General features: G+C 59.8%; 22 protein-coding genes. 1 reads left to right on the forward strand and 21 read right to left on the reverse strand.

All coding sequences use genetic code 11. From position 1 onward, the window contains the following. Window positions 1-21: 21 nt before the first annotated feature. Complete coding sequence (locus BLL52_RS00845; RefSeq protein ID WP_075584845.1) at window positions 22-393, reverse strand: hypothetical protein; 372 nt, start codon at window positions 391-393, stop codon at window positions 22-24. A 68-nt stretch (window positions 394-461) separates the two neighbouring features. Here BLL52_RS00845 and BLL52_RS00850 point away from each other — a divergent pair, with 68 nt between their 5' ends. After that, on the forward strand, window positions 462-1,601 hold the full coding sequence (locus tag BLL52_RS00850) for a S1C family serine protease (protein WP_075584846.1): 1,140 nt from the start codon (window positions 462-464) through the stop codon (window positions 1,599-1,601). Window positions 1,602-1,622: 21 nt separating this feature from the next. On the opposite strand, the gene tatC is transcribed toward BLL52_RS00850, so the two are convergent. The 20 genes from tatC to BLL52_RS00950 all read right to left on the reverse strand — a co-directional run bounded on the left by tatC (window position 1,623) and on the right by BLL52_RS00950 (window position 14,600). Then, window positions 1,623-2,417 (reverse strand): twin-arginine translocase subunit TatC, encoded by a 795-nt coding sequence (gene tatC / locus BLL52_RS00855; protein ID WP_075584847.1) that lies wholly within the window; start codon window positions 2,415-2,417, stop codon window positions 1,623-1,625. Further along, complete coding sequence (tatB, locus tag BLL52_RS00860) at window positions 2,417-2,890, reverse strand: Sec-independent protein translocase protein TatB (RefSeq protein ID WP_075584848.1); 474 nt, start codon at window positions 2,888-2,890, stop codon at window positions 2,417-2,419. The genes tatC and tatB overlap by 1 nt, the downstream gene beginning before the upstream one ends. A 30-nt stretch (window positions 2,891-2,920) precedes the next feature. Continuing rightward, window positions 2,921-3,151, reverse strand: coding sequence for a Sec-independent protein translocase subunit TatA (gene tatA / locus BLL52_RS00865; RefSeq protein WP_075584849.1), 231 nt, complete (start codon window positions 3,149-3,151; stop codon window positions 2,921-2,923). A gap of 68 nt (window positions 3,152-3,219) precedes the next feature. After that, window positions 3,220-3,594, reverse strand: coding sequence for a histidine triad nucleotide-binding protein (locus tag BLL52_RS00870; RefSeq protein WP_075584850.1), 375 nt, complete (start codon window positions 3,592-3,594; stop codon window positions 3,220-3,222). Continuing rightward, the gene (locus tag BLL52_RS00875) at window positions 3,591-4,019 is read right to left on the reverse strand and encodes a DUF4870 family protein (RefSeq protein ID WP_075584851.1); all 429 of its coding nucleotides are present in this window, start codon (window positions 4,017-4,019) and stop codon (window positions 3,591-3,593) included. The genes BLL52_RS00870 and BLL52_RS00875 overlap by 4 nt, the downstream gene beginning before the upstream one ends. Continuing rightward, window positions 4,016-4,408 (reverse strand): phosphoribosyl-ATP diphosphatase, encoded by a 393-nt coding sequence (locus BLL52_RS00880; RefSeq protein WP_075584945.1) that lies wholly within the window; start codon window positions 4,406-4,408, stop codon window positions 4,016-4,018. The genes BLL52_RS00875 and BLL52_RS00880 overlap by 4 nt, the downstream gene beginning before the upstream one ends. Before the next feature lie 5 nt (window positions 4,409-4,413). Continuing rightward, complete coding sequence (gene hisI / locus BLL52_RS00885) at window positions 4,414-4,803, reverse strand: phosphoribosyl-AMP cyclohydrolase (protein ID WP_075584852.1); 390 nt, start codon at window positions 4,801-4,803, stop codon at window positions 4,414-4,416. A gap of 83 nt (window positions 4,804-4,886) precedes the next feature. Further along, complete coding sequence (gene hisF, locus BLL52_RS00890; protein ID WP_075584853.1) at window positions 4,887-5,687, reverse strand: imidazole glycerol phosphate synthase subunit HisF; 801 nt, start codon at window positions 5,685-5,687, stop codon at window positions 4,887-4,889. Window positions 5,688-5,854: 167 nt separating this feature from the next. Next, window positions 5,855-6,595: a 1-(5-phosphoribosyl)-5-[(5-phosphoribosylamino)methylideneamino]imidazole-4-carboxamide isomerase gene (gene hisA, locus BLL52_RS00895; RefSeq protein ID WP_075584854.1), complete on the reverse strand. Its 741-nt coding sequence runs from the start codon at window positions 6,593-6,595 to the stop codon at window positions 5,855-5,857. Between the two features lie 133 nt (window positions 6,596-6,728). Further along, window positions 6,729-7,412 (reverse strand): imidazole glycerol phosphate synthase subunit HisH, encoded by a 684-nt coding sequence (gene hisH, locus BLL52_RS00900; RefSeq protein ID WP_075584855.1) that lies wholly within the window; start codon window positions 7,410-7,412, stop codon window positions 6,729-6,731. Window positions 7,413-7,462: 50 nt separating this feature from the next. Beyond that, a complete protein-coding gene (gene hisB, locus BLL52_RS00905; protein WP_075584856.1) occupies window positions 7,463-8,101 on the reverse strand; it encodes an imidazoleglycerol-phosphate dehydratase HisB in 639 nt (212 codons plus the stop codon). Further along, complete coding sequence (gene hisC, locus BLL52_RS00910; protein WP_075584857.1) at window positions 8,098-9,213, reverse strand: histidinol-phosphate transaminase; 1,116 nt, start codon at window positions 9,211-9,213, stop codon at window positions 8,098-8,100. Before hisC ends, hisB begins: the two co-directional genes overlap by 4 nt. A 66-nt stretch (window positions 9,214-9,279) precedes the next feature. After that, entirely contained in the window at window positions 9,280-9,771 is a 492-nt protein-coding gene (locus BLL52_RS00915; protein ID WP_075584858.1) for a hydrogenase maturation protease, read from the reverse strand. Between the two features lie 72 nt (window positions 9,772-9,843). Then, the gene (locus BLL52_RS00920; protein WP_139313248.1) at window positions 9,844-10,068 is read right to left on the reverse strand and encodes a hypothetical protein; all 225 of its coding nucleotides are present in this window, start codon (window positions 10,066-10,068) and stop codon (window positions 9,844-9,846) included. Between the two features lie 89 nt (window positions 10,069-10,157). Next, the gene (gene hisD / locus BLL52_RS00925) at window positions 10,158-11,531 is read right to left on the reverse strand and encodes a histidinol dehydrogenase (protein ID WP_075584860.1); all 1,374 of its coding nucleotides are present in this window, start codon (window positions 11,529-11,531) and stop codon (window positions 10,158-10,160) included. A 49-nt stretch (window positions 11,532-11,580) separates the two neighbouring features. Continuing rightward, window positions 11,581-11,793, reverse strand: a complete 213-nt coding sequence (locus tag BLL52_RS00930; protein ID WP_075584861.1) for a hypothetical protein — start codon at window positions 11,791-11,793, stop codon at window positions 11,581-11,583. Further along, window positions 11,790-12,203 carry a PIN domain-containing protein gene (locus BLL52_RS00935; protein WP_158025663.1) on the reverse strand — a complete coding sequence of 138 codons (414 nt, stop codon included), beginning with the start codon at window positions 12,201-12,203 and terminating at the stop codon, window positions 11,790-11,792. Before BLL52_RS00935 ends, BLL52_RS00930 begins: the two co-directional genes overlap by 4 nt. 44 nt (window positions 12,204-12,247) lie before the next feature. Continuing rightward, window positions 12,248-12,892: an ATP phosphoribosyltransferase gene (gene hisG / locus BLL52_RS00940; RefSeq protein WP_075584862.1), complete on the reverse strand. Its 645-nt coding sequence runs from the start codon at window positions 12,890-12,892 to the stop codon at window positions 12,248-12,250. Between the two features lie 163 nt (window positions 12,893-13,055). After that, window positions 13,056-14,330 (reverse strand): UDP-N-acetylglucosamine 1-carboxyvinyltransferase, encoded by a 1,275-nt coding sequence (murA, locus tag BLL52_RS00945; RefSeq protein WP_075584863.1) that lies wholly within the window; start codon window positions 14,328-14,330, stop codon window positions 13,056-13,058. A 27-nt stretch (window positions 14,331-14,357) separates the two neighbouring features. Next, window positions 14,358-14,600, reverse strand: coding sequence for a BolA family protein (locus tag BLL52_RS00950; protein WP_075584864.1), 243 nt, complete (start codon window positions 14,598-14,600; stop codon window positions 14,358-14,360). Window positions 14,601-14,629 lie beyond the last annotated feature (29 nt).

A 14,629-nucleotide genomic window follows, 5' to 3' on the forward strand; every position in this document is an offset into this window, starting at 1 on the left:
ACAGGCCGTGACTTGGCATGGCTAGCGTGGTGCGTCTGGCCCCGAGGTTGGCTTCAGCTCCGCATCACAGTCGCAGCCTTTTCCAGCCGCCACCCAGCGCACCGCCAAAACGGCCAGAACGCTGGCCAGTGGCGAAACAGCCCAGCGCAACCACTGTGGCATGCGTTGGGCGAGCACCTCCAGCGGCTGTGTGATGGCACCGCAGCGGTACATCAGGGCACCCTCATCCCAGCGCAGCGCATGGCAACGCCCTTGCCGCGTGCCGGACAAGACCACGCCCAGCGGACACGGCTCCAGCAAACAACATACGCCGCAGCCATTGCAGGGTGCGCCTATGGCTGGCTTGGCTGGCGCCTGGGCCAAAATAAGGATGTGATCAGGCGTCTTGGGCATTGAAGTCGCACTGTATACCTACAATTTAATTTGTTTATCTCCTGAAACTGGGCTCAGCCCTTCACCCCATGAAACGTCTTTGGTTGTTGTTTTCCCAAACGGTCACCGTTGTCTTGGCCGCCTACTTTGTTGTGGGCACCCTCAAGCCGGGCTGGTTGCCCCAGCGCGGGGTGACCTCTTCAGTGGCGGTACTGGAGGCACCGGCTGCGCGCGCCGACAGCGTGCCGGCTGGCAGCTTCCGGCTGGCGGCACGAAAATCATCGTCAGCGGTGGTCAGCATCAACATCAGCAAAAACGCCCGTCCCAGCCCGCACGGCAATGACCCTTGGTTCAAATTCTTTTTTGGTGAACAGCAAGACCGGGCGCAAATGGGCTTGGGCAGCGGCGTGATCGTCAGCTCGGACGGCTACATTCTGACCAACAACCACGTCATCGAAGCGGCTGACGAGATCGAAGTCATCCTTAACGACCGCCGCCAGGCCCGCGCGAAAGTGATCGGCACCGATCCCGACTCTGACCTAGCGGTGCTCAAAATCGACCTGGACCGACTGCCGGTGATTGTTCTGGGCGATTCGAATGCGCTGCAGGTGGGTGACCAGGTGCTGGCCATCGGCAACCCGTTTGGCGTCGGCCAAACGGTGACCAGCGGCATCGTCAGCGCGTTGGGACGCAACCAGCTGGGTATCAACACCTTTGAGAACTTCATTCAGACAGATGCAGCTATCAATCCTGGCAACTCAGGCGGCGCGCTGGTGGATACCAACGGCAACCTGCTGGGCATCAACACGGCGATTTATTCGCGCTCGGGCGGCAGCATGGGCATTGGCTTTGCCATTCCGGTCTCGACTGCCAAGATGGTGCTGGAGGGCATTGTGAAAGACGGCCAAGTCACGCGCGGCTGGATTGGTGTGGAGCCCAACGAACTCACGCCCGAACTGGCGCAGACCTTTGGCGTGCCAGCCGAGCATGGCGTCATCATCACCGGCGTGCTACAAAATGGCCCGGCCGCGCAAGGTGGCATGAAACCGGGTGATGTGGTAACGGCAGTGGCCGACCAGGAGGTGCACAACGTGGCCGAATTGCTATCAGTGGTGGCCTCACTGCCCCCTGGCCAGTCACAGGCTTTTGAGGTGCAGCGCACCAATGGTAAGACCACGCTACAAATTGCGCCGGGCATGCGCCCCCGACCGGCGCAGCGCCCGCAGTAAGGACGCGCCAGGCAGGACCGCTCAGGACGACGAGCTTGGCGGCGTTTCGTCGTCAGGCGCCTTGGTGTGCTTAATGAACAGCTGTGCGGCGATGATGCCCACCTCATACAACGCAACCATGGGAATAGCCAGTGCCAGTTGCGACACAACGTCGGGCGGCGTCACGATGGCCGCAATGATGAAGGCCAGCACGACAAAGTAGCCGCGAAATTCCTTCAGCTTCTCGATGCTGAAAATGCCCATGCGTGCCAGCACCACCACCACCACCGGCACTTCAAACGCCAGCCCAAAGGCCAGAAACATCGACAGCACAAAGCTCAGGTATGCCTCAATATCTGGCGAGGCGGTAATACTTTTTGGCGCAAAACTCTGAATAAACGCGAACACCCGGCCAAATACGAAGAAGTAACAAAACGCCACCCCGACAAAAAACAGCATGGTGCTTGACACCACCAGCGGCATCACCAGTTTTTTTTCATTGGCGTACAAACCGGGAGCCACAAAGGCCCATATCTGGTACAGAACCACCGGCAGTGCGATTAAAAATGCGGTCATCATCAGCACCTTGAGCGGCACCATGAAAGGCGAAATGACAGAGGTCGCGATCAACGTGGACCCTGCCGGCAAGTGCGCCACCAGGGGCGCGGCCAGCATGTCATACAAGGCGCCGGGGCCAGGGAAAAGCGCCAGCGCCACAGCCACCACCACGATCGCAATCGCGGCCTTGACCATGCGGTCGCGCAACTCGACCAGATGCTGGGAAAACGGCTGCTCAGACCCCGACAGCTCGTCGTCTTTTTTGGAAGAATCTGCCATTATTTGTATTTTTTCGGCCGGTAGCGTGCCACCCGGGCCGCGCCTGACAGGGCACGGGTGCGCATTCCGGTGCGGGCCTTATACCAGTTGGGCATGGTGCCTTGTTTCAAACGCCAGTTTTTCTTCGGGTGGCGGTATTCAGGGGGGGGCTCAGTCAGTTCCGAGCCATAGTCACCCAAGCCCTTTGACGCGCCTGCAGTGGCCTCGTTCCAGGATTTTTCGAAATCGGCAGCGTTTTCCCGGATCGAGTGGCCAACATCCTTGGCCGCGCTCTCGACCGACTCTTTCATCTTTTTGAGCTCGTCGAGCTCAATGGAGCGGCTGACCTCGGCTTTAACATCACTGATGTAGCGTTGCGCCTTGCCCAGCAGGGTCCCCATCGTGCGCGCCACACGCGGCAACTTTTCCGGCCCGATGACGATCAGCGCCACCGCGCCAATCAAGGCCAATTTCGAAACACCAAGATCAATCATGCCAACCTTGCACCCTGCCCGCGTTTTGCATCAAGACTTTTGCTTGGCTTGGACGTCAATCGTGGTTTTGTCAGCTTTGACTTGTGCAACCTGCTCAGGGGTTTTGTCGTCCGCGGTGGTGCTACCGTCCTTCATGCCTTCCTTGAAGCCCTTGACCGCACCGCCCAAGTCGCTGCCCATGTTTTTGAGCTTTTTGGTGCCAAAAACCATGACCACGATCAACAAAACGATCAGCCAATGCCAAATTGAAAATGAACCCATGCTGCTTCTCCTAACGATTTCTGAAATTTTTGACGGGTACCCGCTACGTCTGCGGGAAAAGAGCGGGATTATCCCCGCAACCAGGGCCGGGGACCACCCATCACATGAATATGCAGGTGCTGCACTTCCTGGCCGCCTTCCAACCCAGTATTGCAGACCAGGCGAAAGCCCCCGGATGGGTAAGGGTTGCACCCCTGCTCCAGCGCCAGCTTGGGCGCCAGCACCAGCATGCGCCCCATCAACCCGGCTTGCGCGTCGGTGAGTTGGGCCATCGACGGGATGTGCAGTTTGGGGATCAACAAGAAATGCACCGGCGCCCACGGGTGAATGTCGTGAAACGCGTACAACTCGTCGTCCTGATAGACCAGTTTTGACGGGATTTGGCCCGACGCGATTTTGCAGAACAGGCAATTCCGGTCACTGTCAACAATCTTCTCCGTCATGCGGGGATCTCCATCGGCAAACCTTTGTTCAAACGCACCATGCCACTGACGATGCGGTACAAAAACCAGATTGAAATGGCCAGCCAAGCCAGCCAGCCCGGCAAAAACAGCAGCAACCACAAAGGCGCGGTCACCAGATACAAGATGCCGGCAATGATCACGGTGCGAATACGCCAGCGAAAGTGCGAGGCATGCCAGGTGCCCACCGCGTCACCACGCTTGACCAGATCAATCACCAGTGCCACGACCAGCAGCAGCGGCCCCATCTGTGCGCCCGGAATCAGCGCCGCCACCGCGACGATCAAATGCAGGATGTAGCTGACCGTGCCCCAGGCGTTCAGGCCGTTGAGGGTTTGCACGTCCAGCTCGCGCGACTCTCCGCTCTGACCGTTGGCCGCCTGGTTGCTTGAAAAATCCTGTGTCATGAAGGGTCTCCTTGTGGCTCGGCTTCGCGCGCTTTGACCTTGCGCAGCGCCTTTTCCTCGATGCCGCTGGTGCCGACGCGGCGGTTCAGCTCAGTCAGCACATCGGCCGGGCTGAGCCCATAGTGCGCCAGCGCAATCATGCTGTGAAACCACAAATCGGCCACCTCGTAGACGATCTTCGCCTTGTCACCGCCGTGGTCGGCGTCCTTGGCGGCCATGACCACCTCGGTGGCTTCCTCGCCAATTTTTTTCAGAAAGGCATCCGGCCCCTTATGCAGCAAACGCGCCACATAACTGGCGTCGGGGTCGCCACCGCGCGCGGGCAAGCGCGATTCGATCACCGCAGCCAGCGCGGCCAGCGAGTCGGAAGATGAAGTGGTGGATTGCATGGCACTCATTTGTAGATGGTTTGCGGATCTTTCAAGACCGGGTCAGTGACTTTCCACACGCCATTTTCATAAACACTGAAAAAACAGCTGTGTCGCCCAGTATGGCAAGCAATGCCCGGCGTGTGGCCGGTTTGGGTCACCTTGAGCAACACCACGTCGGCATCACAGTCCACACGGATTTCATGCACGGTCTGCACATGGCCGGACTCTTCGCCCTTGAACCACAGCTTGTTGCGTGAGCGACTGAAATACACCGCACGGCCCAGCTCAGCGGTTTTTTGCAGCGCTTCGCGGTTCATCCAGGCAAACATCAGCACGTCGCCCGTGCCCTGCTCTTGCGCGATGACCGGCACCAGGCCTTGCGCGTCCCACTTGATGGCATCGAGATAATTCATGAAAGCATTGTCCCTGATCAGCGGGACAATCTAAATTGATAGCTATCAGCGCTTTATTTATAAGGGCTGGAGGCCAATTTTTCTTAGAACCTGACGGGAATGCCTCGCTCAGCCATGCGGGCCTTGGCCTGCGCCACGGTGAACTCGCCGTAGTGAAAGATGCTGGCCGCCAGCACCGCATCCGCGCCTCCAAGCTGAATGCCGTCGGCCAGATGGTCCAGCGTGCCTACGCCGCCCGAGGCAATCACTGGCACACTCACTGCATCGCTCACCGCACGGGTCAGTGCCAAGTCAAAGCCAGCCTTGGTGCCGTCGCGGTCCATGCTGGTGAGCAAAATCTCACCCGCGCCAAACTCCGCCATCTGGGTCGCCCAGGCCACCGCATCCAGGCCGGTGTTTTGGCGTCCGCCGTGGCTGTACACGTCCCAGCCTTCGCCTACAGGTTGGCCATTGGCGCCAAGTCGCAAAGCGTCTTCAGCAGTGCGCCGTTTGGCATCGATGGCCACCACGATGCACTGCGCACCGTACTTGCGCGACGCATCACGAATGATCTGCGGGTTGGCAATCGCCGCCGAATTGAAACTGGTTTTGTCCGCCCCAGCATTCAGCAGGCGGCGCACATCTTCCACCGTGCGCACACCACCACCGACAGTCAGCGGAATGAACACCTGACTGGCCACCGCCTCAATGATGTGCAGAATCAGGTCGCGCCCGTCACTGGTCGCGGTGATGTCGAGAAAGGTGAGCTCGTCCGCACCCTGATCGTTGTAGCGCGCCGCAATTTCCACCGGATCACCGGCGTCGCGCAGTTCGACAAAGTTGACGCCCTTGACAACCCGGCCACCGGTCACGTCCAAACAGGCAATGATGCGTTTAGCCAGCATGAGTCACCCACGAGTAAACACCAACATCGCCAGATTTGGCTGTCTGGGTGTTCTGTGTAGCGTGGACTTGGGGTTTGGCCAAATCAAGGATGAGACCGCAGGTCGGGGGACAGCCGCGCAGCAGAATACCCAGGCAGCCTAATCCCCGAAAGACGCGGCATTGGCCTTCAACCATTGAGTTCATCCGCCCGCTCTTGCGCCTTTTCAAAATCAAGGTCACCGCTGTAAATAGCGCGACCGCAGATGACGCCTTCAACGCCCTCTTCTTCCACCGCGCACAAGGCCTCGATGTCGGCAATGTTGGACAGGCCACCCGAGGCAATCACCGGAATGGTCAAGGCTTGCGCCAGCCGCACGGTGGACTCGATGTTGATGCCGCTGAGCATGCCGTCGCGGCCAATGTCGGTGTAAATGATGGATTCGACACCGAAATCTTCAAACTTCTTGCCCATGTCGATCACACCGTGGCGGGTGAGCTTGCTCCAGCCGTCGGTGGCGACCTTGCCGTCCTTGGCGTCTAGGCCGACGATGATGTGGCCGCCAAACGCGGTGCAGGCATCTTGCAAAAAACCCGGGTTGCGCACCGCCGCCGTGCCAATGATGACGTAGCGCAGGCCAATATCCAGATAACGCTCGATCGTGTCTAGGTCACGAATGCCGCCGCCCAGTTGCACATCCACCTCGCTGCCCACGGCTTTAAGGATTTTGCGTATGGCGGCCTCGTTTTTTGGCTGCCCGGCAAATGCGCCGTTCAGGTCGACCAGATGCAGACGGCGCGCGCCTTTATCCACCCAACTGCGCGCCATCACGGCGGGTTCCTCGCTGAAGGTGGTGACAAGTTTCATGTCGCCTTGTTGCAGGCGCACGCAGTGACCGTCTTTAAGATCGATGGCAGGAATTAAAAGCATGATGCTTCGCGTTGGAGGGTGAAAAAAACGGGGGGAACCGGTGGCCTGGAAAAAGCTGTGCTGATTCAAGCCCGGCGCGGGGCGCACTCAAAACGAGGGGTCGATGACATGACGCGTGTCGGGTGAAACTGAATCAAGGATTCCAGTGAAGAAAGTTGCGGTACAGGGCCAGCCCGTGGTCAGCACTTTTTTCGGGATGAAATTGTGTCGCAAAAATATTATCACGTGCAATAGCCGAACTAAAGCGCTGGCCATAGTCTGTCTCGCCCACGCTGTGGCGCGCATCCGACGGTTTGGCGTAAAAACTGTGCACAAAGTAGAAATAGCTGCCGTCGGGCACCTCACCCCACACCGGGTGCGGCGCGCCGCTATGGTTGTTGCGCCACACCTGGTTCCAGCCCATTTGCGGCACCTTGTAGCGGCTGGCGTCGGGTTGCAACTGGCCTACTAGGTCAAATTTGCTGACCTGGCCGTGGATCAGGCCCAGCCCCGGCGTGTCGCCCTCGGCGCTGTGATCTAGCAGCATCTGCATGCCGACACACACACCAAACAGCGGCTTGTTGGCTGCGGCTTCCAGTACCGATTCCTGCAGACCGGATTCACGCAGCTCGCGCATGCAATCCGGCATGGCGCCCTGGCCGGGCAGCACCACGCGTTCGGCCGCGCGCACCTCGTCAGGGTTAGCGGTGATGACCACTTGGTAACCAGTGCCCACCGCCGCCGCCTGCACCGCCTGCGATACCGATCGCAAATTGCCCATGCCGTAATCGACCACCGCTACGATTTTTTCCGAGGGATTAGTAGATACACTATTCATAGCTATCAGCGCTTATATCTAAAGGGCCAGAGGCCAATTTGGCATATAAATTACAGCGAACCCTTGGTGGAGGGAATCTGGCCTGCTGCGCGGGGGTCGAGTTCCACGGCAGCGCGCAGCGCCCGGGCAAAGGCCTTAAACACCGACTCACACTGGTGGTGCGCGTTGACGCCTTTGAGGTTGTCGATGTGCAGCGTGACAAAGGCGTGGTTGACAAAGCCTTGAAAGAACTCATGCACCAACTGGCTGTCAAAGTTGCCGATCATGCCGCTGGTGAACGTCACATCCATCACCAGACCCGGGCGGCCGGAAAAATCCACCACCACGCGGCTCAGTGCTTCGTCCAGCGGCACATAGGCGTGGCCGTAGCGCCGGATGCCTTTTTTGTCGCCCATGGCCTTGTGCACCGCCTGACCCAGCGTGATGCCCACGTCTTCCACGGTGTGGTGGGCGTCAATATGCAGGTCGCCCTCGGCGTCAATGTCGAGGTCAATCAGGCCGTGGCGGGCGATCTGGTCCAGCATGTGGTCAAAAAAGCCGATGCCGGTGTGCAGGCGCGACTCCCCGGTGCCATCCAGGTTGACGCGCACCGACACATTGGTCTCGGCTGTGTTGCGAACCAGTTCGGCGATGCGCGGCACGGTGGTACCCAAGGCTTCAGGGAGTTCAGTCAGCGGGTAGTTGGTCATAGCGAGGTTTCCAGGGCTGCCAGCATTTGGCGGTTTTCGGGCGCGGTGCCCACGGTCAGGCGCAGGCAGTGGTTTAACAGTGAATGCATTTTAGAAACGTTCTTGATCAACACCCCGCGCGCTTTCATGCCGTCGAAGGTTTTTTGCGCGTCCGGCACGCGCAGCAGGATCATGTTGGCTTCGCTAGGGAACACCTGCACGCCAGGCAGTTGCGCCAATGCTTCCAAAAGTAAAGCGCGTTGTGCAACGACATCAAGGGCTTGCGCGGTGAAAACCGCTTCATGCTCAAGCGCGAACAGCGCTGCCTCGGCATTCAGCACACTCACGTTGTAGGGCGGGCGGGCCTTGTCGAGCTGGGCGATCAAGGCTTGCGGCCCGATCAGATAACCCAGGCGCACACCCGCCAGACCAAACTTGCTCAAGGTGCGCAACAGCAGCACATGCGGGTGTTGCGTCAGGCGGTCCAGATAGCTGCTCGCGGCAAAGGGCTGGTAAGCCTCGTCAATCACCACCAAGCCGCCCTGCGCGCCAGCCGCCGCAATGACGGCCTCCATGGCAGCGTCGTCCCACAGATTGGCGCTGGGGTTATTCGGGTAAGCAAGGTAGGTGATGGCCGGGCAATGCTGCGCTATGGCTGCAAGCATGGCGGGCACATCCAGTTCAAAGTCTGTGGTCAAGGGCACGCCGACATAGTCCAGCCCCTGCAACTGCGCGCTCATGGCGTACATGACGAACCCCGGCTCTGGCGCCAGCACGCAGGCTTTTTGCTGGCCGTTGGCGGCAGACGGTGGCACCGCGCAGGCCAGCGACAGCAGGCTGATGAGTTCATCCGAGCCGTTGCCGAGCATCAGCCCATAGTCTTGCGGCACGCCAGCGTGGCGGCGTAAAGCGGCCTGCAAATCGTTGATACGTGGACCGGGGTAGCGGTTTAGCGCCACTGCGCCCAGGCGCTGGCCGAGTTCGGCCTGCAGCTCTAGCGACAGGCGGTGCGGGTTCTCCATGGCGTCCAGCTTGATCAGGCCATCGGCGTTTTGCACCACATAGGCGTGCATGGCTTGCACGTCGGCCCGGATGCGGGGTAGGCCAGGAATCACTGCTGAGGAAAGGGTCATGAGGCGAAAGGCAAAGAAGCGTCGTCTAAAAAATTTTCTTGGGAATAGATGGTTGCAATGCCCCGATTAAGGTGCGGCGGAACTGTGATCCGGGGCGGGAAAAGCCTGGTACAGCCACTCGGTAAGCACCCAGCGCAGCGCAGCGTCCAAGTTCTGCAGCGCCTGGGTGCTTGGCGCTTCACCCAGTTCAACGCGCTCAGCGCGGATCGCCAGCAGCGTACAGGGCGGTGGCGATGTGGCGTGCAGTTCCTGGTACAAATGCAGCAGCCCAGGGGGCGACAAGGGGTCGGAGGTGTAACTTTGGTCCGGCGCCGGCAGCGGCTGGCTCACCTCAAATGGCGTAGCGCCGCTCAGGCTGGCGTTGACCAAAAGCACATGCCTGCGCCCAAGCAGTGCCATCGCGTGCTCGATCTTCAACTGGAATTCATCCAGAAACTCGACCTGCTCGCGCAGACGATCCGGCAGGCCGAGGTGCAGCGCATCCAGCAACAAGGGGCCCAGCGCATCGTCGCCACGGCTGAGGTTGCCCCAGCCCAAAATCAACACAGGGGCGCTCATACGCGGCACATACTCAGTACTGAAACTGTAGCTACCAACGCTTTATCTATAAGGGCTAGAGGCATAAAAAGCTTATAACTCCAAAAGGCTGTAAACATGTGTCGCCTGACCACTGGATGCGCTGTTTAGCGGGCCCAACTGCTTTGGGTCGGCGGCTGCAAGGCTCATCACCAGCGGCATCTGGCCCAGCGCTTTGGTGGCGCATGAAAGGAGCGAATCATAGGCCTGATTCGCCACGTCGATGTTCTTGAGCAAACCCTCGGTCAGTTCATGTCCATCCAGATCGTCGTGCGCCACTGAACGCACCAACGACAACAGTTTCGACTTAAAGCCGCTCAACCTGTTATCTGGCCCCGGAGGTTGCGCTGACACGCAGCAAACCGAGTTTAGTCAGGCGTCTTCAAGCGCATTTCAGCCGCCCGCGCATGGGCCTGCAAACCTTCGCCGTGTGCAAGGACCAAGGCAATCTGCCCCAGCGTTTGCGCCCCGGCCTCGCTGACTTCAATAAGGCTGCTGCGCTTTTGAAAGTCGTAAACACCCAGGGGTGACGAAAAGCGCGCGGTGCCGCTGGTAGGCAGCACATGGTTGGGGCCGGCACAGTAGTCGCCCAGGCTCTCGGAGGTGTACGCCCCGAGAAAAATCGCGCCAGCGTGCTTCAGCAGCGGCTCCCAGCGGTGCGGGTCGCGGCTGGAGACCTCCAGATGCTCGGGTGCGATGCGGTTGGCAATGTCGCAGGCCTCTTCCATGCTGCGGGTGAGGATCAGCGCGCCGCGGTCGTTGAGGCTTTTGGCGATGATCTCGCGCCGTGGCATCTCAGGCAACAGGCGGTTGATGCTTTCCTGCACCTGGTCGATGTAGTCTTTGTCAGGGCACAGCAGGATGCTTTGCGCCAACTCGTCGTGTTCAGCCTGGCTGAACAGGTCCATCGCCACCCAATCCGGCGGCGTACTGCCATCAGCCAGCACCAAAATCTCGCTGGGGCCGGCAATCATGTCGATGCCGACGGTGCCGAACACGCGGCGCTTGGCGGCGGCCACGTAGGCATTGCCGGGGCCGGTGATCTTGTGCACGGCGGGAATCGTCAGTGTGCCATAGGCCAGCGCGGCCACGGCCTGCGCGCCACCAATGGTGAAGACGCGGCTGACGCCCGCGACATAGGCGGCGGCCAGCACCAGTGTGTTGACTTCAGGTTTGGCGTCAGATGCAGCGCCATTACCGCCGCTGGCCACGCTGCCGCGTACCGGGGTCGGCACCACCATGATGATCTCGCCGACACCGGCCACATGCGCGGGAATGGCATTCATCAGCACGCTGGAGGGGTACGCCGCCTTGCCGCCGGGCACGTAGATGCCGACGCGGTCCAGCGGGGTGACCTTCTGGCCAAGCAGGGTGCCATCGGCGTCGCGGTAGCTCCAGCTCTCGCCGCTGGCTTGCTTTTGCGCCTCGTGGTAGCTGCGCACGCGTTTGGCGGCCTGCTCCAGCGCATAGCGCTGTGCATCAGGCAAGGCGTCAAAGGCACTTTTTAGCTCAGCTTGCGTGAGTTCCAGTTCAGCCACGCTGGCCGCCTGCAGGCCGTCAAAACGCGCGGTGTAGTCCAGCACAGCGGCATCACCACGGTGTTGCACGTCAGCCAGGATGTCGGCCACACGCTGTTCGATGCCCGCATCAGTCTCGGCAGACCAGTACAGACGCGCCTTGAATTCAGCTTCAAAAGTGCTGCTAGCCGTTGATAAATATGCGGGGGTAGCTATGACTTTCATTGCGACTTGACGAAGAATTAGACGTGGAATGAACCGATGAAAAAACCAGCTAGGCTTGATTTGGCCGTTGTGCCCGAATGGCAGCGGCGATACTTTTGACAGTTTCACCCTTGAACAGGGGCTCGCGCTCTCGCGTGTAGTCGCCGCTACCTGCTTGAAACTGGTTTAGAAACCGGATTGCATCCGTCACCCCCAGTTCCTGAATCAGAACCTGCCTTGCTCGTTGCGAAATTTCAGCTAGCGGATGAATAACTGCGTTCATAGCGATACCTCCACAACAAGATTCAATAAAGAGATGATCTGGCAGCCCAAACCTGACATGCTATTGGCTTTGCGAAACAACCTGTCGTCACAGGTACAAAAATAATCCACTTTGGCCAGAGACGCACATGCCAGATGCAAGGCATCCACCGCGCCCAAGCCTTGCTCTTCAAATGACAAAGCCAGGGTTTCAGCAGCCTGCGTCACGACCAAAAGCTCGTCAGCCAAGGACAACATGGACAGCGATGCTGCCCGCCTTGCATCATCGGGTATTCGGCTGATTTCATACAGCAAAACCTCGGAATTGCAAAGCGTGACATCCTTGGCTTGAACTGCCGCAAGCACCGCAAAAACTGCCTCTGTTTCAACCCGGATTCGAGGCTGTGTCTGCTTGTCCAGAGGGCGCTGCAAGCAGCAATTGTCAAGATAAACGCGCATAAACATTTTACGGATGGTTATTGTGATGCCCCGACAGCGGACTCAAACGCGTCAATGATCGGACGAATCTGCGCCTGCTTGAGCTTGAGGGCGGCCTGGTTCACCACCAGGCGCGAGGTGATGTCCATGATGTGCTCCACCTCAACTAGATGGTTGGCCTTGAGGGTGTTGCCGGTGGACACCAAATCGACAATCGCGTCGGCCATGCCTACCAGGGGTGCGAGTTCCATGCTGCCGTAGAGCTTGATCAGGTCCACGTGCACACCCTTGGAGGCAAAAAACTCGCGCGCAATCGCCACATACTTGGTCGCCACCGTCAGGCGTGACCCCTTTTTGACAGCGGTTTTGTAATCAAAGTCCGAACGCACCGCCACGCTGATGCGGCATTGGGCAATGTGCAAGTCCAGCGGTTGGTACAGGCCCTGGCTGCCGTGCTCCAGCAGCGTGTCTTTGCCGGTAATGCCCATGTCGGCACCGCCGTACTGCACATAAGTGGGCACATCGGTGGCGCGCACCACCAGCACCCGCACATCGGGCTGGTTGGTGGTCAAGATCAGTTTGCGCGAGGTGTCCGGGTCTTCCAGCACCTCGATACCAGCGGCCTTGAGCAGAGGCAAGGTTTCTTCAAAGATGCGTCCTTTGGACAATGCAATAGTGATCATTTTGGCCTCTAGACCTTATAAAGCCTGCGTAAGCAGCTATAACAACAATAGTAAGAACAGCATCGCATCGTCTGCTTTCATGGCGTGAGCGCCGCCGGGCCGCCCCAAGGCGCGCGGGCCCCATCGGGGGGCAACGAAGTACACAAAGTGACGAGCGCGGGGGTCATCTCACCCGCTCGATGTCAGCACCCAGCGCGCGCAGCTTCTCTTCCATCTGGTCGTAACCCCGGTCCAGATGGTAGATGCGGTCTACCAGCGTCTCGCCCTGCGCCACCAGCCCGGCAATCACCAGACTGGCCGAAGCGCGCAGGTCAGTCGCCATCACCATGGCGCCGGAGAGCTGCGGCACCCCTTCCACCAAGGCGACTTTGCCGTCGATCTGGATGTTGGCACCCAGGCGAACCAACTCGTCGACATGCATGAAGCGGTTCTCGAAAATGGTCTCGGTCACCATCGATGCACCCTGGGCCACGGCGTTCAGCGCCATGAACTGCGCCTGCATGTCGGTGGGGAAACCGGGGTACTCGGTGGTGCGAAAGTTCTGCGCTTTCAAACCCGATGCACCGCCAGATCGCACGCGGATGCCGTCACCTTCAACCGTCACCGTTACACCCGCGTCGCGCAGCTTTTCCACCACGGCTTCCAGGTGGTCGATGCGGGCGTGGCGCACCAGCACATCGCCGCCCGCTGCCGCCACGGCGCACAAAAACGTGCCCGCTTCAATCCGGTCGGCCACCACCTGGTGGGTGCAGCCATGCAGTTTTTCAACCCCCTGGATGCGGATGCGGCTGCTGCCGTGGCCTTCGATCTTGGCGCCCATTTTGATCAACATTTCAGCCAGATCGGGAATCTCGGGCTCTTGGGCGGCGTTTTCCAGAAGGGTTTCGCCTTGCGCCAAGCAGGCGGCCATCAGAAAGTTTTCGGTGCCGGTCACGGTCACCATGTCGGTGGCGATGCGCGCACCTTTGAGGCGCGTGCGCCCCGCAGGAAGACGAGCAACCATGTAGCCGTGCTCGACCACAATCTCGGCCCCCATGGCGGTCAGGCCCTTGATGTGCTGGTCCACCGGGCGCGAACCTATCGCGCAGCCACCGGGCAGCGACACTTTGGCGTGACCAAAACGCGCCAGCAGCGGACCCAGCGCCAGCACCGAGGCGCGCATGGTTTTCACCAGCTCGTACGGGGCTTCGGGGCGAATCGGGTCAGCCGCATGAAAGCCCATGCCACCGCGCTCGCCAAAAGTCTGCGTGACCACGCCCATGTGCTCCAGCAAGGTACGCATGGTGCCGACATCTTTCAGGCGCGGCACGTTGTGCAGGTTCACCGGCTCCGCAGTCAGAAGCGCCGCGCACAGTTCGGGTAGGGCGGCGTTTTTGGCGCCGGAAATGATGACCTCGCCGTGCAGGCGGCGGCCACCGCGAATCAGAAGTTTGTCCATAGGTTGGGTGCGGTGTGAGGCGCAGGTTCAGGCGCGCTGTGCGGCCCATTCGGTCGGGGTAAAAGCTTTCATGGACAAGGCGTGCACCTCGTCCGTTTTCATCTTGTCGCCCAGCGTGGCGTACACCCGCTGGTGGCGGGCAATGGCGCGCTTGCCTTCAAACTCGCTCGATACGATGGTGGCAAACCAGTGGCGGCCATCGCCATCGAGTTCGATGTGCTCGCAGGCTAGTCCGGCGGCGATCAAGGCTTTGAGTTGGTCAGCGTTCATACATCAGTGGGTTGGCGGGGCAGGCATCT

Origin of the sequence: Rhodoferax antarcticus ANT.BR (assembly GCF_001938565.1) — a bacterium.
GTDB lineage: Bacteria > Pseudomonadota > Gammaproteobacteria > Burkholderiales > Burkholderiaceae_C > Rhodoferax > Rhodoferax antarcticus.